Annotated in this window: 18 protein-coding genes; 10 read left to right on the forward strand and 8 right to left on the reverse strand. The window is 65.1% G+C overall.

What is annotated here, in order from left to right; genetic code table 11:
* The first annotated feature begins 50 nt into the window (after positions 1 to 50).
* A complete protein-coding gene (locus LB518_RS22400) occupies positions 51 to 701 on the forward strand; it encodes a DUF1007 family protein (protein WP_224580054.1) in 651 nt (216 codons plus the stop codon).
* Entirely contained in the window at positions 698 to 1,825 is a 1,128-nt protein-coding gene (locus LB518_RS22405) for a nickel/cobalt transporter (RefSeq protein ID WP_224580055.1), read from the forward strand. Before LB518_RS22400 ends, LB518_RS22405 begins: the two co-directional genes overlap by 4 nt.
* Before the next feature lie 2 nt (positions 1,826 to 1,827).
* Here the strand turns inward: LB518_RS22405 and LB518_RS22410 are convergent, their stop codons facing one another.
* Together LB518_RS22410 and LB518_RS22415 are read right to left on the reverse strand one after the other, a co-directional pair.
* Positions 1,828 to 2,616, reverse strand: a complete 789-nt coding sequence (locus tag LB518_RS22410) for a gamma-glutamyl-gamma-aminobutyrate hydrolase family protein (RefSeq protein ID WP_224580056.1) — start codon at positions 2,614 to 2,616, stop codon at positions 1,828 to 1,830.
* A 60-nt stretch (positions 2,617 to 2,676) separates the two neighbouring features.
* The gene (locus tag LB518_RS22415; RefSeq protein ID WP_224580057.1) at positions 2,677 to 3,654 is read right to left on the reverse strand and encodes a LysR family transcriptional regulator; all 978 of its coding nucleotides are present in this window, start codon (positions 3,652 to 3,654) and stop codon (positions 2,677 to 2,679) included.
* Positions 3,655 to 3,807: 153 nt separating this feature from the next.
* Between LB518_RS22415 and LB518_RS22420 the strand changes: the two genes are divergently transcribed.
* Positions 3,808 to 4,812: an aldo/keto reductase gene (locus tag LB518_RS22420; protein ID WP_224580058.1), complete on the forward strand. Its 1,005-nt coding sequence runs from the start codon at positions 3,808 to 3,810 to the stop codon at positions 4,810 to 4,812.
* A 54-nt stretch (positions 4,813 to 4,866) separates the two neighbouring features.
* On the opposite strand, the gene LB518_RS22425 is transcribed toward LB518_RS22420, so the two are convergent.
* Positions 4,867 to 6,399: a bifunctional metallophosphatase/5'-nucleotidase gene (locus tag LB518_RS22425; RefSeq protein ID WP_224580059.1), complete on the reverse strand. Its 1,533-nt coding sequence runs from the start codon at positions 6,397 to 6,399 to the stop codon at positions 4,867 to 4,869.
* Positions 6,400 to 6,591: 192 nt separating this feature from the next.
* On the opposite strand from LB518_RS22425, the gene hemH reads away from it, so the two are divergent.
* Positions 6,592 to 7,635: a ferrochelatase gene (gene hemH, locus LB518_RS22430; RefSeq protein WP_224580060.1), complete on the forward strand. Its 1,044-nt coding sequence runs from the start codon at positions 6,592 to 6,594 to the stop codon at positions 7,633 to 7,635.
* 12 nt (positions 7,636 to 7,647) lie between these two features.
* On the opposite strand, the gene xylB is transcribed toward hemH, so the two are convergent.
* On the reverse strand, positions 7,648 to 9,108 hold the full coding sequence (gene xylB / locus LB518_RS22435; protein WP_224580061.1) for a xylulokinase: 1,461 nt from the start codon (positions 9,106 to 9,108) through the stop codon (positions 7,648 to 7,650).
* Positions 9,109 to 9,404: 296 nt separating this feature from the next.
* Between xylB and xylA the strand changes: the two genes are divergently transcribed.
* The 3 genes from xylA (at position 9,405) to LB518_RS22450 (ending at position 12,264) form a co-directional block, all read left to right on the forward strand.
* On the forward strand, positions 9,405 to 10,715 hold the full coding sequence (gene xylA / locus LB518_RS22440) for a xylose isomerase (RefSeq protein ID WP_224580062.1): 1,311 nt from the start codon (positions 9,405 to 9,407) through the stop codon (positions 10,713 to 10,715).
* A gap of 117 nt (positions 10,716 to 10,832) precedes the next feature.
* Positions 10,833 to 11,819, forward strand: coding sequence for an SPFH domain-containing protein (locus tag LB518_RS22445; protein ID WP_224580063.1), 987 nt, complete (start codon positions 10,833 to 10,835; stop codon positions 11,817 to 11,819).
* Between the two features lies 1 nt (position 11,820).
* Complete coding sequence (locus LB518_RS22450) at positions 11,821 to 12,264, forward strand: NfeD family protein (RefSeq protein ID WP_224580064.1); 444 nt, start codon at positions 11,821 to 11,823, stop codon at positions 12,262 to 12,264.
* On the opposite strand, the gene LB518_RS22455 is transcribed toward LB518_RS22450, so the two are convergent.
* Positions 12,261 to 13,013: a TetR/AcrR family transcriptional regulator gene (locus LB518_RS22455; protein WP_224580065.1), complete on the reverse strand. Its 753-nt coding sequence runs from the start codon at positions 13,011 to 13,013 to the stop codon at positions 12,261 to 12,263. The two genes, LB518_RS22450 and LB518_RS22455, sit on opposite strands and share 4 nt — an antisense overlap.
* 57 nt (positions 13,014 to 13,070) lie before the next feature.
* Here LB518_RS22455 and LB518_RS22460 point away from each other — a divergent pair, with 57 nt between their 5' ends.
* From LB518_RS22460 to LB518_RS22470, 3 genes are all read left to right on the forward strand, one after another.
* Complete coding sequence (locus tag LB518_RS22460; RefSeq protein ID WP_224580066.1) at positions 13,071 to 14,255, forward strand: efflux RND transporter periplasmic adaptor subunit; 1,185 nt, start codon at positions 13,071 to 13,073, stop codon at positions 14,253 to 14,255.
* A 2-nt stretch (positions 14,256 to 14,257) separates the two neighbouring features.
* Positions 14,258 to 17,437: an efflux RND transporter permease subunit gene (locus LB518_RS22465; protein ID WP_224580067.1), complete on the forward strand. Its 3,180-nt coding sequence runs from the start codon at positions 14,258 to 14,260 to the stop codon at positions 17,435 to 17,437.
* Positions 17,438 to 17,538: 101 nt separating this feature from the next.
* Positions 17,539 to 18,477 carry an alpha/beta hydrolase family protein gene (locus tag LB518_RS22470; protein ID WP_224580068.1) on the forward strand — a complete coding sequence of 313 codons (939 nt, stop codon included), beginning with the start codon at positions 17,539 to 17,541 and terminating at the stop codon, positions 18,475 to 18,477.
* A 58-nt stretch (positions 18,478 to 18,535) separates the two neighbouring features.
* Here LB518_RS22470 and LB518_RS22475 read toward each other — a convergent pair whose 3' ends face one another.
* From LB518_RS22475 to LB518_RS22485, 3 genes are read right to left on the reverse strand one after another with little or no spacing between them, the layout of a single operon-like run.
* Positions 18,536 to 19,291 (reverse strand): SDR family oxidoreductase, encoded by a 756-nt coding sequence (locus LB518_RS22475; protein ID WP_224580069.1) that lies wholly within the window; start codon positions 19,289 to 19,291, stop codon positions 18,536 to 18,538.
* Positions 19,292 to 19,326: 35 nt separating this feature from the next.
* The gene (locus LB518_RS22480; protein ID WP_224580070.1) at positions 19,327 to 19,806 is read right to left on the reverse strand and encodes a GNAT family N-acetyltransferase; all 480 of its coding nucleotides are present in this window, start codon (positions 19,804 to 19,806) and stop codon (positions 19,327 to 19,329) included.
* Entirely contained in the window at positions 19,799 to 20,683 is an 885-nt protein-coding gene (locus tag LB518_RS22485; protein ID WP_224580071.1) for a GNAT family N-acetyltransferase, read from the reverse strand. The genes LB518_RS22480 and LB518_RS22485 overlap by 8 nt, the downstream gene beginning before the upstream one ends.
* Positions 20,684 to 20,722 lie beyond the last annotated feature (39 nt).

The raw sequence follows: 20,722 nt of genomic DNA on the forward strand, positions 1-20,722 counted from the left end.
GCCGCAGTTGTCGGGCGAAGTCTCCCCGTTCGTCGTTTCCGGAACGATTCATGCTCAGACGCCGCCTTCTGCTCGCTGTCGCGCTTCTTTCCGCCGGAATGGCGACCGCCAGCGCTCATCCGCATGTCTTTGTCGATGCCCGCGAGGAAATCGTCTTCGACGCCACTGGTAAGATGACGGCGATCCGGCATAGCTGGCAATTCGACGAAGCGTTTACCGCCTTTGCGGTGCAGGGCCTCGATGCCAATGGCGACGGCAAGCTCTCCGACGACGAACTGCAGCCCCTCGCCAAGGTCAATGTCGATTCCCTCAAAGAATACCGCTACTTCACCAATCTGAAGGTCGGCAACAAGCATGTCTCCGTGGACTTTCCGAGCGAATACTGGCTCGATTTTCACGGTGGCCGGCTCACCCTTTTCTATACGCTGCCGATCAGGACACCGATCGCGCCCGGCGCGCACGCGACGCTTGAAGTGTTTGACCCGGAATATTTCGTGGCCTTCAGCTTCGTGAAGAACCATGAGATTGCCCTCACCGGCGCTCCGGCCGGATGCAAGGCGAGCGTCCGTCCGCCGCATGAGCTCGACGACGCCACGATGGCACAGCTCGCCGCGATCCCTGCCGACCAGCACGACCTGCCGCAGGAGCTCGCCGACGCCGCTTCGAGCCTTGCGACGCTGATCACGATCGGTTGCTCATGAAACGCGCGGCCGCCTTTCTCGCAGCCCTGCTGCTCGCGCCGAGCACGTCCTTCGCCGTCAGCAGCCCGTTCGGTATCGCAACGCCGGATGGCGGCGGCGCGCTCGGCTGGGCAGGTCCGTTCCGCGGCTTCTTCGTCTGGATCGCCGCCGAGCAGTCGAGCTTCTACCGGTCGCTGACCGGCGCCTTGTCGGAACTGTCGCAAAGCAGCCATGCCGCCTGGTTCCTGATCGGTCTTTCCTTCGCCTATGGCGTTTTCCATGCCGTCGGACCTGGCCATGGCAAGGCGGTCATCGCCTCCTATCTGCTCGCAACCGGCGACACGCTCAAGCGCGGCATCGCCATCTCCTTCGCGTCGGGCTTCGTCCAGGGATTGACGGCGATCGTCGTCGTCGGCATCGGGACGATCCTGCTCAAGGTCACCGCTGTGACGATGACCCGCGCCACCGACGCTCTGGAGATCGCCAGTTTCGCGATGATCGCGCTCTGCGGTGTCTGGCTGCTGTGGTCGAAGACAGTCGGCCGGCATGAGCATGGCGGCGGATCGACGGCTGGGGCAGGCACGCATGTCCATGACGCCTCCTGCGCGATCCACGGCCATGGCCGGCTCGGGCTCGACCGGAGCGGGATCGGCCAGCGGGACATGACCGCCGCGCCGGCGCGGTTCAGCGCCGCGACGCTCGGTCAGCCGCGACTCGCCTACAGCGGCTTTTCCGCGACATCGGCCACCACCAGCGTTGATCTCAGCTGCGATTGCGGCCATGCGCATATCCCCGACCCAGCGACGCTGACCATGCCGCTGACCTTCAGAAGTGGTCTCGCGGCCATCTTCGCGGTTGGGATCAGGCCCTGCTCCGGCGCGGTGATCGTGCTCGTCTTCGCCCTGGCGCAGCAGCTCTGGTGGGCCGGCATCCTCTCGGTTCTGGCGATGTCGCTCGGCACCGGCGCCACGGTCTCGGCACTCGCGATCCTCGCCGTGAAGGCCAAGGACATCGCCGTACGGTTCACCGGCAACGGCCGCTCGGTCTTGGCCAACCGCGTGTTGCGAGGGTTCGAACTCGCCGCGGCAGGCGGCATCCTGCTCTTCGGGCTCGCGATGCTCGGCGGGGCGCTCGCGAGCGGCTGAAACTACTCGGCAGCGACCTTGTAGCCGCCGCGCGCCTGCATGCGCGTCCGCATCGCATCACCGAAGGCGCGGAAGAGCCGCCCGGACGGCGCATCGGTCGCGACCCAATATTCCGGATGCCATTGCACGCCGACGGCAAAGCCCGCCGCACCTGTGACGCTCACCGCCTCGACGGTACCGTCAGGCGCCACCGCCTCGACGGTCAGCCCGTCGGCAAGCGTGCCCACCGCCTGCCGATGCAGCGAGTTGACCTTGAACGCCTCGGCTTCAACGATGCGGCCGAGGCAGCCGCCCGTGGTAATCACGACATCCTGGCGGATAGCGAAGCGCTCCGCCTGATCGTCGGAGACCGGCGCGCGGTGATCATTCCGCCCGGGCAGGTCCTGGACTTCCGAGATCAACGTGCCGCCGAGCGCGACATTCAGCTCCTGGAAGCCGCGGCAGATGGCGAGCAGCGGCACGCCATGGCGGATCGCGGCGCGAATGAGCGGCAGCGTCGTGGCATCGCGCGCATGGTCATAGGGCTCTGACGCGGCGTCCGCCGCGGCGCCATAGAGCGGCGGATGAACATTCGACCGGCTGCCGGTAACCAGCACCCCGTCGACCCGCTCCAGCAGCCGCTCGATGTCGAGCCCATCGCCGAGCGAGGGAACGATCACGGGAATGCCGGCAAGGCCGACCGTCACTGCCTTCACATAAGTCTCGGCCGCCGCATGCCAGCGATAGTTCTCGACATCCTTGACGTCTGCCGTGACGGCGACGATCGGCGTGAGCTGGGGCGACTGGGTCATGACGGTCTCTGATGGCTCGAAGACGATGCGATCTCTATCGCTGAGAAAGAGTTGGCGAAATTACGCCATGTCTGCAACAGGCACACGTTCGGAAACGGGATCGGGACCTTCCTCCGTCGGCCCGTCCTCATCCTCGGGCTGAGGCACGAGGGCCAGGAAGGCGCGCGCGGCGGCATTGGAAGGCCCGTCCTTGTGCTCGCTCGCAACATGCATCAGGGCCAGTTCCCAGCAGATCGACTCGCCGGACAATTCGGCAATGGCGATCGGCAGCTTGCCTGTCTCGGCCGCGCGCGCCTCGGCGACCGCCTGCGGCATCAGGGCGATGCCGAGCCCGCGCGCAACGAGGTCCAGCAGCGTCGCGAGATCGTTGACCTCGAAAGCGATGCGTCGCGCGACGCCCGCCTCTGCGAACGCCGTATCGACCAGCCGCCGCGTCGACCAGTCGGCCTGGAAATCGACGAAGGTCGCGCCGGCGAGATCGGCAATGCGGAGATTGCGGCGTCGCGCCAGTGGATGACCCTCGGCCGCGACCAGCACCATCTCCTCGCAGGCGACGATCCGCGCGGCCATGCCTTCGAGAGGCTCGCCGAAAAACGGCACGAAGGCGAGATCGACCCGGCCGTCGCGCAGCTTCGCCGTCATGTGCTCCGATCCGGCCTGGCAGAGATGGATCTCGATCGAGGGATGGGCCGCATGAAAGCGGGCGAGCAGGTCCGGCAGGTCGATGAACGGCGCGGGCGACTGCACGAGGCCGATCGACAGACTGCCGCGCACCAGCCCCTCGACATCGGCGAGCGCCTGCCGCGCCTCGCGCGCCGTCGCCAACACCCGCTTCGCGTGGGTGAGAAACACCGTTCCGGCTGTCGTCAGATCGACACGGCGCGTCGAGCGGCGAAAAAGTGACGTTCCAAGCTGCGCCTCCAGCGCACGGATCGAGGCGGAGAGCCCCGACTGCACGATGTTGAGGCGTTGCGCGGCCCGCGTGAAATGCTGATCCTCAGCGACGGCGACGAAATGCTCGAGCTGGCGCAGATCCATCGCTGAACTCCGGGCGCGCTAGAGGTCGGTAGCGGAACGCGGCCGGCTTCTGCGGATTGATCCTTGGTCCTGCTGAATATCAGCTCAGATTTCTATTGGAAAGATCAATGGCGCGTGCTGATCATGCGCGCCGACAGTTCCCGGAGATTCCTAATGCCCAAGACGACGCTTCCCACCCGCCCGCTCGGCAAGACTGGCCTCGACATCACGCCCGTCGGCTTCGGCGCCTGGGCCATCGGCGGCGATGCCTGGGGACCGCAGGACGACAGCGCCTCGATTGCCGCCATTCGCCATGCGGTTTCTGCCGGCGTGAACTGGATCGACACGGCTGCCATCTATGGCCTCGGCCATTCCGAGGAAGTCGTCGCGGCAGCGCTGAAGGACATTCCAAAATCCGAGCGGCCCTACGTCTTCACCAAATGCGGCCTCGTCTGGCCGCCGGCAGATCGTGACCGCACCAATGTCCGCCGCTCGGGCAAGCGGGACAGCATCCGACGCGAGGTCGAGCTGTCGCTGAAGCGCCTCGATGTCGAGGTCATCGATCTCTACCAGATGCATTGGCCGGCGCCCGACGCGCCGATGGAGGAATACTGGCAGGCGCTGCTCGACCTCAAGCAGGAGGGAAAGGTGCTGCATGTCGGCCTGTCCAATCATGACGAGACGCAGCTCGAAACCTGCGAGGCGCTCGGCCATGTCGAGACGCTGCAGCCGCCCTTCTCGATGATCCGCCGCGATGTCGGCGCTGCGATCCTACCCTGGTGCAAGGCGCATGGCACCGGCACGATCGTCTATAGCCCGATGCAGGCCGGCCTGCTGACCGGCACCTTCTCGGAAGAACGGGCGGCCAAGCTTCCCAGCAATGACTGGCGCAAGAAGGACGGTCAGTTCACGGGTGAGACGCTGAAGAAGAACCTCACCCTCGTCGAGGCGCTGCGGCCGATTGCCGACAAGCATGGCGCCACGGTCGGTTCGGTCGCGCTGGCCTGGGCGCTTGCCTGGCCGGGCCTGACCGCCACCATCGTCGGTGCCCGCGCGCCGGAGCAGATCGATGGCTGGATCGGCGCAGCAAAGCTGACGCTCGACGATGCCGACTTTGCGGCGATCGACAAGGCGATCGCCACCACCGGAGCCGGCACCGGTCCCGCCCACGCCGCCTGACGGATCGATTCGCCGCATCCGGCCAACTCACCGGCCGGATGCGGCGGTTTCGACCTATTTCTCGACGATGCGACCCTCGACCTTTGGCGCGATCGTCTTTTTTGCCGCAACATAATCGATGACCTGGCTCGCCATGATCTGGGCATCGATCGGCCCCAGCAGCACCTTGGCATCGCGGAACATCGCATAGCCGTCGCCGCCACCCGCCATGAAGTCGTTGGTGGCAAGCGTATAGGTCGCGGCGGGATCAAGCGGCTTGCCGTCGACCATCACCGAAAGCACGCGGTCGCTCGGCCGCTTGGAGAGATCGACGTCGACCGTCATGCCCGAAATCTGCGGGAAACGGCCGGCGCCCATATCGGCCTGACTGAAGCCATTGGTCAGCGCGTCCTTGAGGGTCGCCCCGGAAACCTCGAGCTTCACCGTCTTGTTGCCGAACGGTAGCTCCGCGAAAATATCAGCGCGGGTCAGCACAGTGCCGGCGGGATATTCGCGATCGGCGCGGATGCCGCCGCCATTGGTGATCGCGACATCGGCCTCGACAGCCGCGCGCATCGCATCGGCGAAGAGATTGCCGATCGCAGCCTCCTCCTCGCGCACGGTGGCGCGGCGGCTGTCGAGCGGGGTCTCCGTCGTGCCGATATCGACCTTCAAGGCCTCATCAAGCTTGTCCTGATAGCCCTTTACCACCGCCGCGATCTTGGGATCGGGCGTGACGTCGGCCGTGTCGACAATGTCGAAATGCGGCGTCCAGGTGACGCTCGTCTTGCCGTCCTTCTCGGTCTTGTCGAGTTTGACGGTGGTGACGACGACGCTGTCGCCCTGCGAACCGGACTCGGTCAGCACCGTCTTGCCGTCATAGAAGGCGAGGAGGTGCTCGTCATGGCCCGAAAGCACGAGATCGGCGGCATGGGCGCGCGTCAGCGCCATGTCGACGGAGAGCGGCGTGTGCACCACGGCGATGACCAGATCTGCACCGGCCTCGCGCAGCGCTTTAGCGCGCGCCTTACCTGTCTCGATCGAGGAATTAAACACCATGTCGCCCGGACTTGAGACAACCGGCGTATCCTCCGTCGTCAAGCCGTAGAAGCCGAGCTTGATGCCATCGACCTCGACGATCTTCGTATCGAGCGTATTCGGCGGCTGGCTGCCATCAGGCTCGCGCATGTTCGAGGTCACGACCGGGAATTTGGCGGCGGCGATCTGCGTCTCGAAATTCGCCTTCCCGAAATCAAATTCGTGGTTGCCCGGCGTCATGGCATCGACGCCCATCTGATTGAGGATGTCGACGATATGCGCGCCCTTGTCGATGCCGGACAGCAACGAGGGCGACAGCGTATCGCCTGAATGCACGAAGAAGGTCGGCCCCTTGGCACGCTCGGCGGCGACGACGGCCGCAACGCGGGCAAAACCGCCGCGCCCCTTTTCGTCCTGCATCCGGTCGATGTCGTTGGTCTGCACAAAGCGCAGCGTCACCGTTTCGGCGAGCGCCGCCGCTGGCAACAGGCCGGCGATGAGCAGCGCAGCGGCCGTGTGACAGAGCCGGGCACGCAGCCTGTCGGCATTCAGACGGGAAATGACGGGCATCGGATGCTCCTCTTGAACGGGGCGGGGGATGAGCGGGTGCATCTTAGGCGTTCAATGTGTCAATCGCGCCGCGCCCTGTCACGCCCAAACGACCGCGGCGGCATATTGGCCACAGCGCTCTCGGGGGTTTGAGAAGCGTCTGCGGAACCCTATTCTCTGCCGCGACCCATCGATCAGGAAGACGAGAGCTCCATGACCGCCGCACCGACCGAACTTTCCGCCCTGCCGCCCGGCCATCCGCCGGTAGCGCGGGGCCGCATCGGCGTGCTGCTCGTCAATCTCGGCACGCCCGACGCCACCGACTACTGGTCGATGCGCCGCTATCTGAAGGAATTCCTGTCGGACCGCCGCGTGATCGAGGTGCCGAAGCTCATCTGGTGGCCCATCCTCAACCTGGTCATCCTGAGCTTCCGGCCGAAGAAGTCAGGCCACGCCTATGCGTCGATCTGGAACAAGGAGCGCAACGAATCCCCGCTACGCACCATCACGCGGGCGCAGGCGGAAAAGCTGGCGCCCCGCTTTGCGGACGATAAGCGCATCCTCGTCGACTGGGCGATGCGTTACGGCACACCCTCGATTCCCGAGCGGCTGACGGCAATGAAGGAAGCCGGCTGCGAGCGCATCCTGATCGCGCCGCTCTATCCGCAATATGCCGCCTCGACGACCGCGACGGTCAATGACAAGGCTTTCGAGGTGCTGAAGGCCATGCGCTGGCAGCCGGCGATCCGCACGCTGCCGCCGTATCACGACGATCCCGTCTATATCGACGCCTTGGCGCGCTCGATGGAGAAGTCGATCGCGGCGCTCGATTTCGAGCCGGAACTGGTGCTGGCCTCGTTCCACGGCCTGCCGAAGGAATATCTCGACAAGGGCGATCCGTATCACTGCCATTGCCAGAAGACGGCGCGGCTGCTGCGCGACCGGCTCGGCTGGGCCAAGGACAAGTTGAAGCTCACCTTCCAGTCACGTTTCGGTCGGGCCGAATGGCTGCAGCCTTATACGGATGTCACGGTCGAGGCGCTGGCGAAGAGCGGCGTCAAGCGGCTTGCCGTGATCAGTCCCGGCTTCGCCGCCGATTGCGTCGAGACGCTGGAGGAGATCGCCATGCAGAATGGCGAGATCTTCCATGAGCATGGCGGCGAGCATTTTGCCGCCCTGCCCTGCCTCAACGACAGCGAAGAGAGCATCGCCCTCTTCGAACATCTCGTCCGCCGCGAACTCGCCGGCTGGATCTGACCCAGAGGCGGATCAGCCGGACGCTGCTTCCTTCATCAGCGGATAGTAGCGCTGCCAGAGTGCATAGCGCGCCTCATAGGCTGCCGCGAGAGCCGGATCCGGCGTGAACGTCCTGAGTCGCTTCGGCGGCGGGCAAACTTCGCGCGGCGAGAGACCGGTTGCCGCGATCCGCGCCAGCCGCGCCGCGCCGAACGCGCCGCCGATCTCACCGTCCTCAACGGTGTGAACCGGAATGCCGAGCACATTCGCCATGATCGAAGCCCAAAGCGCCGAGCGCGAGCCGCCGCCGACGAGATCGATCTCGGCGACATGGCTGCCGGCTGCCTCGAGCACTGCCTGGCAGCTCCGCGTCGCAAAGGCAACGCCTTCGAGCACCGCCTGCGTCAGCACCGCGCGATCATGCTCATGCGCGAGCCCGATGAAAGCGCCACGCGCGCCGACATCGTTATGCGGCGTCCGCTCGCCCGAGAGATAGGGCAGGAACAGAACCGGCGCCGGCGCGGCCACAGTCTCGCCCAGCGCCGCGAGCAATTCGCCTTCCTTGACGCCGACGAGGTTTGAATACCACGAGAGCGCCGAGGCGGCCGAGAGCATGACGCCCATCTGGTGCCAGGTTTCGGGGATGGCGTGGCAGAAGGCATGCACGGCCGAGGCCGGGTTTGGCAGGAAGCGGTCGGTCGTGACCCAGAGAACGCCAGATGTGCCGAGCGAAAGGAACGCTGAGCCGGCCGCGATCGCGCCGAGCCCGACTGCCGCGGCGGCATTGTCGCCGGCACCGCCGGCCACGACCGGCGGTGTCGCCATGCCCCAGCGCTTGGCGAGGCCCGCATCAAGCGGCCCGCCCGACTGCGAACCCTCGACGAGGCGCGGCATGAAGCTGCGATCGAGGCCGGTCGCTGCGAGCACCGCATCCGACCAGTCGCGCTTGCCGACATCGAGCCAAAGCGTGCCGGAAGCGTCGGACATCTCGTCGACCATCTCGCCGGTCATCCGGTAACGCACATAGGCCTTCGGCAGCAACACGCTGCGCGTGCGGGAGAAGATCTCCGGTTCGTGCTTGCGCACCCAGATGAGCTTCGGCGCCGTAAAGCCCGGCATGGCGAGATTGCCGGTGATGGCGTGCAGATCGGGGCATGCCGCCTCGAGCTCGGCGCATTCCGCCGCCGCGCGCCCGTCATTCCAGAGAATGCAGGGCCGCAGCACGGCGCCGTTTTCGTCCAGCAGCGTCGCACCATGCATCTGGCCCGAAAGCGCGATGCCCTGCGTCGCCGCCATCTCGGCCGGGAAGGTCGCCGCAAGGGCGTCCATGGTCTCGAGCGTCGCGGTCCACCAACTCTCCGGATCCTGCTCGGACCAACCAGGCTCGGGGCGCTGAACGGCCAGGGGGCGCGATTCCGATCCGAGGACCACGCCATCGCCTGACATCAGCACTGTCTTGACGCTGGACGTCCCTATGTCGATCCCGACGAACATCTCTTTCTCCTCCTGCCGTGCCGCGCGCGGTCACCCGACAGCCCGCCGCCACGCTTCCATTTTTGAGTTGCGTACCGCAAATCGCGATCGTATACCACCACCTGCAGGCGTCGAGCCGCCGGCAAAGTGGCCTTTGATTGACTTTATTTATTTGATTATCAAATCAAATATCTCATTCCTCAAAGCCGCTTGCTCCATGACGTACGCCCCTCATTGTTGAGAGGCTCTCGCTCCGCCATTCGTTTTGAGCGCCTCTCCTATCGAGGTGCCATCGCTTAACTGAGGAGGAAATGCCCATGGCTCCGTTCTTCACCCAGAAGGACACCATCACGTTCGAAGGCCCGGATGCAACCTCTCCGCTGGCCTTCCGCTGGTACGACAAGGATCGGGTTGTCTTCGGCAAGCGCCTTGAGGATCACCTGCGCTTTTCGGTCGCCTATTGGCACTCGTTCACCTGGCCGGGCGGCGATCCCTTCGGCGGCGAGACGTTCATGCGCCCCTGGATGCATGGCAGCGACCCGCTGACGCTGGCGAAGCAGAAGGCGGACGTCGCCTTCGACATGTTCCGCCTGCTCGACGTGCCCTTCTTCGCCTTCCACGATGTCGACGTCGCACCCGAGGGCGCAACGCTCGCCGAGTCGATCGACAATCTGAAAGCGATCACCGACATCTTCGCGAAGAAGATGGAGACCGAGAAGGTCCGCCTGCTCTGGGGCACGGCCAATCTCTTCTCGCATCGCCGCTACATGGCCGGCGCGGCGACCAACCCCGATCCCGATGTCTTCACCTATGCGGTCGGCCAGGTGCGCGCGGCGATCGAGGCGACACACAAGCTCGGCGGCGCCAACTATGTCTGCTGGGGTGGCCGCGAGGGCTACGAGACGCTGCTCAACACCGACATGAAGCGCGAACTTGATCAGCTCGGCCGCTTCCTCAACATGCTGGTCGAGCACAAGCACAAGATCGGCTTCAAGGGCCCGATCCTGATCGAGCCGAAGCCGAAGGAGCCGACCAAGCACCAGTACGACTATGATGTCGCGACGGTGTACGGCTTCCTCGAGCGTTACGGCCTCGCCAAGGAAGTGAAGCTCAATATCGAGCAGAACCACGCCATCCTTGCCGGGCACTCGTTCCACCATGAAGTGATGCTGGCCTTCGCGCTTGGCATCTTCGGCTCGCTCGATATCAACCGCGGCGACAATCTGCTTGGCTGGGACACCGATCAGTTCGCGATGGATGTCGGCGAACTCGTGCCCGTCTTCCATGAATTCCTGAAGGGCGGCGGCTTCACCACCGGCGGTCTGAATTTCGACGCCAAGATCCGCCGCCAGTCGATCGATCCGGACGATCTGCTGATCGGCCATGTCGCCTCGATGGACGCCTGCGCCCGTGCACTGATCGGAGCGGCCCGCATGCTCGAGGAAAAGGGCCTCGAAGGTCCTCTGGCCGCACGCTATGCCGGCTGGGACAGCGCCGAGAGCAAGAGCATCCTTGCTGGCGAGAAGAGCCTCGATCAGGTTGCCGATCGCGCGCTTTCCATGGCCGACCCGCAGCCGCGCTCGGGTCGCCAGGAATTCCTCGAGGGCGTCGTCAACCGCTACCTCTGAGCGGAACGCCCTACCTTGTGACGCGGGAACGGCCTCCGGCCGTTCCCTTTTTTCTGCGTCGATTGCCTCCCTGCCGCGAAGATCGTAAAGCTCGACCCGGCAAAGTGGAGGCGCGACATGGACGTTCTGGGTTTCAACGCGACCATTCTCGTGCTGGTCGTCCTCGTCGTCCTGGTGCTGGCCGCCGGCATCAAGACCGTGTCGCAGGGCTTCAACTATACGATCGAGCGTTTCGGCCGCTATACGCGCACGTTGAAGCCTGGCCTCAACCTCATCGTTCCCTTCGTCGACCGCATCGGCGCGAAGATGAACATGATGGAACAGGTGCTGGACGTTCCGACGCAGGAAATCATCACCAAGGACAACGCGACCGTCAGCGTCGATGGCGTCACCTTCTATCAGGTGCTCGATGCTGCGCGCGCCGCCTATGAGGTGCAGGGTCTCGAGAACGCGCTGCTGAACCTGACCATGACCAATGTGCGGACGGTCATGGGATCGATGGACCTCGACCAGCTCCTCTCGCATCGCGACGAGATCAACGACCGCCTTCTGCGCGTCGTCGACAGCGCGGCCGCCTCCTGGGGCATCAAGATCACCCGCATCGAGATCAAGGATATCGTGCCGCCGGCGGACCTCATCTCCTCGATGGGTCGCCAGATGAAGGCCGAGCGCGAGAAGCGCGCCCAGATCCTCGAGGCTGAGGGCCTCCGCCAGTCGGCAATCCTGCGCGCCGAAGGCGAGAAGCAGGCGCAGATCCTGCAGGCCGAGGGCCGCCGCGAAGCCGCCTTCCGGGACGCCGAGGCGCGCGAGCGTGCTGCCGAGGCCGAGGCCAAGGCGACCGAGCTCGTCAGCCGCGCTATCGCCGCCGGCGACGTGCAGGCAATCAACTATTTCGTGGCGCAGGGCTACACCAAGGCGATCGAGGCGCTCGCCTCGGCACCGAACCAGAAAGTGCTGATGATGCCGGTCGAGGCCGGCGCGCTGCTCGGCTCGATCGGCGGCATCGCCGAGATCGCCCGCGAGGCCTTTGGCGGCGAGACCGCCGCCTCACGTAACCAGCCCCGGCGCAGCCCGTCAGTTCCGCGCACCGGCGATGGCACCTGAGATGGCCGCATGGTTCGCCGCGCTCGGCACCTGGAATTGGGTGATCGTCGGACTGGTGCTGCTCGCCCTCGAACTCTTTGCGCCCGGCGCGTTCCTGATGTGGTTCGGCCTCGCCGCTATCGCGGTCGGGCTGCTGTCGCTCGCCATCATGATTCCCTGGCAGCTGGCGGCGGTGATCTTCGTCGTTCTGGCGGTCATTTTCGTGCTGATCGCCCGCCGGATGGCGCTTCGCCGCGCCGATGCCGAGGACGATCTCCGCCTCAACGACCGTGCTTCACGCCTGATCGGCCGGACATTCGTACTGAACGAGGCCATCCGCGAAGGGCAGGGTCGCATCCGCGTCGACGATTCAAGCTGGGGCGTAGAAGGGCCGGACCTGCCGGTCGGCACGCTGGTGCGGGTTATCGGCCATGACGGCACCCGCCTGAAGGTGATCGCAGCCTAGGTTCGGGGCGGCTCGGACGGTGCGAGGCCGTCGCGGCCCGGCGTCGCGGCCAGGATATCGGAGAGCGTCGCGAAGATGCGATCCGTCTCCTGCTCGCTGATCGGATTGGCGTCGAATATCTGCAGGCAGCGCAGCCCCTCGACCACCAGAAAAGTCATCAACGCGATTTCCGGCTCGCGCGCCTGCCTGAGACAATCGACGATGCGCTGATTGTGATCGCGGATCGGCTCCAGCAATTCCGGCGTCTCGGCGAGCGCAGCGAGAAAGCCCTGGGCGCCCCCCGGCTTGGCCGCCGGCGTCGCGCAGAAGGCGCGCATGAGTGCCACGGCGGTCAGGCTGCCATCCGGCGGCGGCGCGCCGGCCTCGATGCCAGCCGACCGCGCGACCGTTTCGAGGTGACGCTCGATGACTGCTTTGATCAGCGACGCCTTGGTCGGGAAGTGATAAAGTAGACCGCCTTTGGAAACGCCCGCCTTTTCGGCGACGGCATCGAGGGACAGATGGGCGGGGCCCACAGCATGGGCAACGGCGGTCGCCGCTTCCATGATGCGGTCGCGCGTATTGGCGCGCTGGGCCTTGGGCGATTTCTCCGCGTCCACTCTGTCTCCTAGGTTCGGGCAAGCGTTGCCAGGTTGCAACGCGGCGGCACCAGATTCGCTGCCGCAGCGCAGCATATTGACTTGACCGTCCAGACGGTACACTCTTTTGTGCTGTGCGATCAAGGATGCTGCTGAGAAGCGCTCCGTCATTGATCGATGCAGAAGCGGTTGCCGATTGGGCGGCAATCCGAAACGCTGGATAGCCTCATGCTGCGTGCCATCATCGCCACGGTGTTCCTGCTGATCGTGGGCGCAATCTGCGGCCTGCTGATTTTCATGAACGTCTTCTTCGACAAGGCGACGGCGCAGTTCTTCGCCAACATGAAACGCCCGGTCGTGACGGTTTCGGCCATCGAGGTAAAGCCGTCGACATGGAAGCCCGGCATCAGCGCCGTCGGCACCGTCGCCGCCTCGCAGGGCGTCGACGTCGCGGTCCAGGCCGGCGGCATCGTCGAGCAGATCCTGTTCAAGGCGAACGACAAGGTCCAGAAGGGCCAGCTCCTGGTTCAGATCGATGACGCCGTCGATCGCGCCGGTCTTGCCAGCGCCAAGACATCGGTTTCCGTGTCGCAGGACGCCCTGACCCGCTCGCAGGCCCTGCTTGACCGCAAGGTCGGCACGATCGCCTCGCAGCAGGACGCCCAGAACGCACTCGACAAGGCCAAGGGCGCGCTGCAGCAGATCGAGGCAACGGTCGACCAGAAGGCGATCAAGGCGCCGTTTGCCGGCACGATCGGCATTCCGAAGATTGACGTTGGCCAATATGTCCAGCCCGGCACGGTCATCGCCACGCTGCAGGACCTCGACACGATGAAGGTCAACTTCACCGTTCCCGAGCAGCAGCTCAGCTCGTTGAAGATCGGCCAGACGGCGAAGTTCGGCCTCACCGAGGACAACCTCAACTATACCGGCCAGATCACCGGCATCGATCCCAAGATCGACCAGGCATCACGCCTTGTGACGCTTCAGGCTTTGGTCAGCAATTCCGATGGCGCATTGCGCCCCGGCATGTTCATCCATGTCCGCGTCGACCTTCCGGTCGAGGACAATGTCATCGCCGTGCCCCAGACCGCCGTGACGATCAGCCTTTACGGCACCTACGTCTACGTCCTCGACAAGCCGCAAGCCGCCGCGGCCACGCCTGCGGCCGCCACCGACGATAAGGCCGCCGCCGCGCCGCCGGCAGCCGCCGGCCCCGATCTCGTCGCCAAGCAGGTCTTCGTCACCACCGGTCGCCGCTCGGGCGATTCGATCGAGGTGCTCAAGGGCCTCGAGGCTGGAGAGATGATCGCGACGTCTGGCCAGAACAAGCTCTCGCCCGGCAGTCCCGTCGCGATCGACAAGGATGGCGAGCCGCCGCAGGGCGCCGTGAAGCCGGCGGGAGCGCTCTGACAATGGGTTTCTCCGAACTCTTCATCCGCCGCCCGGTCCTGTCGACGGTCGTCAGCCTGATGATCCTGCTGCTCGGCGCCCAGGGCATCCTGTCGATGTCCGTCCGGCAATATCCCAAGGTGGACGAGACCGTGATCACGGTCACGACCGCCTATCCGGGCGCCAGCTCGGACGTCATCCAGGGCTTTATCACCTCGACGATCACCAAGTCGGTCTCGGCCGCCGAGGGCGTCGATTATGTGACATCATCGAGCGCGCTCGGCCTTTCGACCGTCTCGGTCCACATGCGTCTCAACACCGACCCTGACAAGGCACTGACCGAGGTCATCGCCAAGGTGCAGCAGGTACGCGGCGACCTTCCGACCGAAGCGAAGGACCCTGTGATCCAGAAGGGCACCGGCTTCTCCTTCGCGCTCATGTATCTTGCCGCGCGCAGCGATACGATGAATGCGCAGCAGCTGACGGATTACCTGATCCGCGTGATCCAGCCACGCTTTGCCACCGTCAACGGCGTCGCCAACGCCGACGTGCTCGGCGCGCAGGAATTCGCGATGCGCGTCTGGCTCGATCCGATGGAGCTCGCCTCACGCCAGGTGACGGCGACCGACGTGCTCAGCGCGATCACCTCGTCGAACTTCCTGTCGGCACCCGGCAAGACCAAGAACGAGTACTACGCCTATTCGATCGAGGCGAAGACGACGCTGCAGGATCCCGAGACATTCGGTGCCCTGCCGATCCGCACCAATGGCGACGAGGTGGTCCGCCTGCGCGATGTCGCGCGGATCGAACTCGCCGCCGCCTCCAACGATACGCGCGTTCGCTTCAACGGCGAGGACGGCGTCTTCCTCGGCATCTTCCAGACGCCGTCAGCCAACCCGCTCGACGTTTCGGCTGGCGTTCGCGCCGAGCTGCCGCTGATCCAGTCCTCGCTGCCAGCCGGGATGCATATCGAGCTCGTCTACGACTCCACCGAGGCGATCAGTGCCTCGATCGAGGAGGTGCTGCACACGATCGTCGAGGCGGCGCTCATCGTCGTCGTCGTGATCCTGCTGTTCCTCGGCTCGTTCCGCTCGGTGGTCATCCCGATCGTCACGATCCCGCTGTCGCTGATCGGCGTCTGCTTCATGTTGTGGGCGCTCGGCTATTCGCTGAACACGCTCACGCTGCTGGCGATGGTGCTGGCGATCGGCCTCGTCGTCGATGACGCCATCGTTGTGGTGGAAAACATCCACCGCCATATCGACGAGGGACTGCCGCCGATGAAGGCAGCAATCGTCGGCATGCAGGAGATCACGGGCGCCGTCATCTCGATGACGGTGACACTCGCCGCGGTCTACGCGCCAATCGCCTTCACACAGGGCGTCACCGGCGCGCTATTCCGCGAATTCTCGCTGACCTTGGCCGGTGCGGTGGTTCTTTCAGGCTTCATCGCGCTGACCATTTCACCAATGATGGCGGCCTATCTGCTGAAGCCCGGCGGCAGCCGCCTGCAGCATTTCATCGACCGGATTTTCTCCAGGTTCAGCGGCTGGTATGGCCGCCGGCTCGAGGGCTCGCTGCGGGTCCGCCCGATCACGCTCCTGATCGTCGTCGTCGTGATCGGCACGGTCGGTTTCCTCTTCGTGAATACCAAATCCGAGCTTGCGCCCGAAGAGGACCAGGGTGCGATGTTTGCGCTGATCAACGCACCGCAATATGCGACCGTCGATTACACGCAACATTATGTCGACCAGATCGCGCAGCGCACCAAGGATATCCCTGAGCGGCAGGCGCTGTTCTCGATCGCCGGCAGCGGCGCCGCCAACTCGGCTTTTTCCGGCATGGTACTGAAGCCCTGGGACCAGCGGACGCGTTCGCAGGCCCAAGTGCAGCAGGAAGTGCAGGGCCGGCTCGACAAGGTGGCCGGTGTGCAGGCCTTCGTCTTCGGCGTGCCCTCGCTTCCAGGCACCGGCGGCGGCCTGCCGATCCAGATGGTGGTGCAGTCGACCGCCGCGGCCGATCGCGTCTATGAGGTCGCCGAAGAGATCAAGAACCGCGCCCAGGCCTCGGGCAAGTTCATCGTGGTACAGAACTCGCTCTCCTTCGATACGCCGAAGGTCAATGTCACCATCGATCGCGCCCGCGCCGCCGCCCTCGGCGTCTCGATCGCCGATATCGGTAACACGCTGACCTTGCTGGTCGGCGAGAACGGCATCTCGAAATTCGACCGCGAGGCCCGCGCCTACGACATCATCACGCAGGTGCCGCAGCAGTACCGCAACAATCCCGAGAGCCTCGGCACGTTCTTCGTCCGCTCGCAATCGGGCAAGATGGTGCCGCTGTCGGCGGTGGTGACGATTTCCACCCAGGGTTCGGCACCGGCGATCGAGCAGTTCAACCAGCTCAACTCCGCGACGCTCTCGGCTTTGCCCGTACCCGGCGTCACCTCGGGCACAGGCCTTGCCGCATTGCAGGACATCGCCCGCGAGGTGATGCCGCAGGGCTTCTTCATCGAATATGCCGGCCAGTCGCGAACGGAAATCGAGACCGGCAACACGCTGCTGATCGTGTTCGGCCTCGCCATCGTCGTCATCTATCTCGTGCTGGCAGCGCAGTTCGAGAGCTTCCGCGATCCGCTCATCATCATGATGTCGGTGCCGTTGTCGCTGTTCGGTGCTGTTGCCGTGCTGAATGTCTGTTCGCGGCTCGGCAATTTCGTGCCGGCGCTCTCGGGTGGAACGCTCAACATCTACAGTCAGGTCGGGCTGATCACGCTGGTCGGCCTTATCACCAAGCACGGCATCCTGATGGTGGAGTTCGCCAACCAGCTGCGCGAGGAGCGTGGCCTCAACAAGCATGACGCGATCGTCGAATCGGCCCGGGTCCGCCTTCGTCCGATCCTGATGACCACCGCGGCCATGGTGTTCGGTGTCATCCCGCTGATCCTGTCGGTCGGCGCCGGCGCCAAGGCCCGGTTCGCGATGGGCATCGTCATTGCCTCGGGCATGTCGGTCGGCACGATCTTCACGCTGTTCGTGGTGCCGATGTTCTACACCTATCTCTCCAGCGCCCATCGCCGCCATACCGACGACGATGCCGCCGCGCCCGAGGCCGTCGCCCATCCCGAGACAAAGCTCGCCGACGGAACGCCCATGCCTCCGCCCGCGGCCGAGCCGCCGCCCGGCGCGCTGCCGGCGCACTGATCAATCAAAAGGCCGGCGCTCGCGCCGGCCTTTTGATTTCAGGGGGCATCCGGCATGATGCGCCCGCACTTCTTCCTGCCTGTCCTCAAGGAATGCACGACATGCTGAAACGGCTGATCCTGCCTGCCCTCCTCCTGATCAGCGCTGCCGCGCCGGGCTTCGCCGACGATACGGACGCAATGAAGTCCGCCGGCGCTACCGAAATGGCGCGGCCGGCCGGCGCCACCGAGGAGAGCACGGTCAAGATCACGCGCGGCGGCGAGACTATCGTTGGCACGCTCGAAATGCCGAAGGGCGCCGTGAAGCCGCCGGTTGTCCTGCTTTTGCACGGGTTCACCGGTTCGCGCGACGAGCTTGCGATCAAGGGCACCAATGAGGGCATCTTCTCGCGCACCGCGCGCATCCTTGCCGAACGCGGCATTGCCAGCCTGCGCATCGATTTCACCGGCTCGGGCGAGAGCTCCGGCAAATGGGAGGATATGACCGCGACGAGCGAAATCGCCGACGGCATCGCCGCCTTCGACTGGCTGAAGACGTCTGAACTCGTCGATCCCACCCGGATCCATGTGCTCGGCTGGAGCCTCGGCGGTCTGGTGGCCGCCCATGTCGCGGCCGAACGTCCCGTCGCCAGCGCGACGCTTTGGGCAGCTGCCGCCGATCCGACCTATAATTTCGCGCATTTCATCGGCCCGGAAGCGGTCGAGGCCGCCATCGCGGATCCCGATCCGGCGCGCGTCGTCGAGATGACGCTGCCCTGGGGCATCAAGACCAAGCTGAAGACCAACTTCTTCAAGTCATTGACGACGGTTGACCCGGTCGCGGCGATTACCCGCTACAAGGGCCCGCTCTTCGTCATCGTCGGCACCAAGGACATCATCGTCACGCCGCAGCCGGCTGCTGGCGAGATCTTCCTCACCTATCACGACGGCCCGGAGAAGATCATGATCCTGCCAACCGACCATGGCTTCGATGCCGTCACCGGCCCGGAGACGGTCGACACCATGGCCGCGGCGAGCCTCGCCTTCATCGAAGGCAAATAGCCCGGACGACGACAGGTCTGAAGGCCCGGACGGTCACCGCCGTCTGGGCGTTCTTCACTTATAGGGCGAAGCCGCCATCGGCTGAGAAGCACTGGCCGGTCGTGTAGCTCGCCTCGTCGGAGGCGAGGTAGACGGCGAGCCACGCGATCTCGTCCGCCGTGCCAAGCCGGCCCATCGGCTGCCGATCGACGAATTGCTGGCGGATTTCCTCGACGCTCTTGCCGGTCTTTGCCGCCTGATCGGCGATGCGGCCATCGAGCGACGGCGACTGGATCGTGCCCGGCGCGATGGCGTTCACGCGGACGCCCTGGCGGATATGGTCGGCCGCCACCGCCTTGGTGAGACCGATCACCGCTGCCTTCGAGGCGCCATAGGCATAGCGGTTGGCAAGTCCGCGGATCGAGCTGGCCCCCGAGGCGATATTGATGATCGAGCCCGCGCCGGAATCGAGCATGCCCGGCAGGAAGGCACGGATCGTTCGGTGCATCGACTTCACATTGACGTCGAACGAGAAGTCCCAATCCTCGTCTGACGTCGTCAGCGCCGACCCGTGATGGACGAAGCCGGCACAATTGAAGAGAATGTCGACCGGGCCGACATCGGCTGCGAGCGCCTCGACGGCCTTGGTGCTGCGCACATCGAGCGGATGGATCTCGGTGATGCCCTGCTCGGGCAGATCCGCCAGCAGGGTGCCGTTCAGATCGGTCGCGATCACGGTCGCGCCCTCGGCAGCGAAGGCAATGGCGGTGGCGCGGCCGATACCGGCGCCGGCGGCGGTGAGAAAGGCGCGCTTGCCTTCGAGACGGCGTGTCATGATGCTCCTCCCAGAGCGATGTTGGTGGTTGTTTGTCAGAGCGGTGGCGGGGTTTCCCCGCACAGTGCCTTCGCCATATGGACGCGGCGGCGCTGCCCGATCACCTCGATGCTCGATACAGCAAAGCCCTTGCGGCCATACCAGTCGATATTGAATGTCATCAGCGCATTGACCGTCAAAGAGATCTGGTCGCGCGATGATCGGAGCGCCCGGCTTTCGGCATGGGCGATCAGCTGGTTGCCGATGCCGCGCCCCTTGGCGCGCGGCGCGACCGCGATGCTCTCAATGTACAATTCATCAGGCCTAGGCTCGAGGATCAGCGCGCCGCAAAGGCCGTTATCGTCCTCTGCGAGCCAGACTTCCCACTGCTCCAGGACCGCGTCGTAGTCCCAGCCGAGCGGTGTCGGTACGCCGCCGATGATCGCCCGATTTGGCTCATAGGCTGCCATCTGCATGGCGACGAGCGCGTCCCGATCGCTGGGTTCGGCTCGCCGGAGGACGACCCGATCAGGCACTCCCCGTTCCCTCGCGCAGCGCTGCGAGGCTGGAGCGCTGGATGCCGTCCTCGCCGAAATTTTCCGGATCGAGCCATGCCTCGAACGCGGCCTTCGCGCGCGGCCATTCATGATTGAGCATCGAGAACCAGGCGGTATCCCGGTTGCGACCCTTGACGATCATGTGCTGACGGAACGTGCCCTCGTAGGTGAAGCCGAGACGGAGCGCCGCGCGCCGCGACGGCGCGTTGAGAGCGTTGCACTTCCACTCATAGCGCCGATAGCCGAGATCCTCGAAGGCGTGCCGCGCCATCAGGTACATCGCCTCGGTCGCGCCGCGCGTCTGCTGCAGCAGCGGCGAATAGAGAATGTTGCCGACTTCGACGACCCTGTCGGTCGGCGCGATCCGCAGATAGGTCGCGTGTCCGACGGCCGCCCCGCTCGCCCGATCGATGATCGCGAACAAGAGCGGATCGGATTTCTCCGCCGCCGCCGCATAATGCGCGGTGAAGCTGTCGAGATCGGGAAACGGACCTGATGCCAGATAGGCCCAGAGGTCATCGCGACCGGCGACCGCCTCGAACAGCGCAGGCGCATGCGCCTCGGCATCGAAAGGAACGAGATCGACGACGCTTCCCTCGATCGTCACGGGGCGCGGCGGCACAGCCGGCACAGGATCGACGAGATCGCCGAGCGGCACGCTGCCGACTGGTGCACTCGCCATGGTCTCCCGGCGCTTCGGCACCGGAACACCGCGGCGCTTCAGCTCCTGCTTGATGCTTTCGGGAATATCGCGACAGCCGCAATGCGCGGCGTGGTCGAGATGCCATGCGATACGCTGGTCAAGCGTCGCCTGGGGCGGCATAGGGTTGGCTTCATGCCAGGCCTTGTCGATCACGGCTCTCCCTCGGCGCTTCGATCGGCAGGACGTGGCCGT

This window comes from Mesorhizobium sp. BR1-1-16, assembly GCF_020165495.1.
Lineage (GTDB): Bacteria > Pseudomonadota > Alphaproteobacteria > Rhizobiales > Kaistiaceae > Kaistia.

What these genes read in the sequence shown, in the direction of transcription:
- LB518_RS22400 (WP_224580054.1), top strand. Translation starts at nt 51, where the DNA reads ATGCTCAGACGCCGCCTTCTGCTCGCTGTCGCGCTTCTTTCCGCCGGA.
- LB518_RS22405 (WP_224580055.1), top strand. Translation starts at nt 698, where the DNA reads ATGAAACGCGCGGCCGCCTTTCTCGCAGCCCTGCTGCTCGCGCCGAGC.
- LB518_RS22410 (WP_224580056.1), bottom strand. Translation starts at nt 2,616, where the DNA reads ATGACCCAGTCGCCCCAGCTCACGCCGATCGTCGCCGTCACGGCAGAC.
- LB518_RS22415 (WP_224580057.1), bottom strand. Translation starts at nt 3,654, where the DNA reads ATGGATCTGCGCCAGCTCGAGCATTTCGTCGCCGTCGCTGAGGATCAG.
- LB518_RS22420 (WP_224580058.1), top strand. Translation starts at nt 3,808, where the DNA reads ATGCCCAAGACGACGCTTCCCACCCGCCCGCTCGGCAAGACTGGCCTC.
- LB518_RS22425 (WP_224580059.1), bottom strand. Translation starts at nt 6,399, where the DNA reads ATGCCCGTCATTTCCCGTCTGAATGCCGACAGGCTGCGTGCCCGGCTC.
- hemH (WP_224580060.1), top strand. Translation starts at nt 6,592, where the DNA reads ATGACCGCCGCACCGACCGAACTTTCCGCCCTGCCGCCCGGCCATCCG.
- xylB (WP_224580061.1), bottom strand. Translation starts at nt 9,108, where the DNA reads ATGTTCGTCGGGATCGACATAGGGACGTCCAGCGTCAAGACAGTGCTG.
- xylA (WP_224580062.1), top strand. Translation starts at nt 9,405, where the DNA reads ATGGCTCCGTTCTTCACCCAGAAGGACACCATCACGTTCGAAGGCCCG.
- LB518_RS22445 (WP_224580063.1), top strand. Translation starts at nt 10,833, where the DNA reads ATGGACGTTCTGGGTTTCAACGCGACCATTCTCGTGCTGGTCGTCCTC.
- LB518_RS22450 (WP_224580064.1), top strand. Translation starts at nt 11,821, where the DNA reads ATGGCCGCATGGTTCGCCGCGCTCGGCACCTGGAATTGGGTGATCGTC.
- LB518_RS22455 (WP_224580065.1), bottom strand. Translation starts at nt 13,013, where the DNA reads ATGACGGAGCGCTTCTCAGCAGCATCCTTGATCGCACAGCACAAAAGA.
- LB518_RS22460 (WP_224580066.1), top strand. Translation starts at nt 13,071, where the DNA reads ATGCTGCGTGCCATCATCGCCACGGTGTTCCTGCTGATCGTGGGCGCA.
- LB518_RS22465 (WP_224580067.1), top strand. Translation starts at nt 14,258, where the DNA reads ATGGGTTTCTCCGAACTCTTCATCCGCCGCCCGGTCCTGTCGACGGTC.
- LB518_RS22470 (WP_224580068.1), top strand. Translation starts at nt 17,539, where the DNA reads ATGCTGAAACGGCTGATCCTGCCTGCCCTCCTCCTGATCAGCGCTGCC.
- LB518_RS22475 (WP_224580069.1), bottom strand. Translation starts at nt 19,291, where the DNA reads ATGACACGCCGTCTCGAAGGCAAGCGCGCCTTTCTCACCGCCGCCGGC.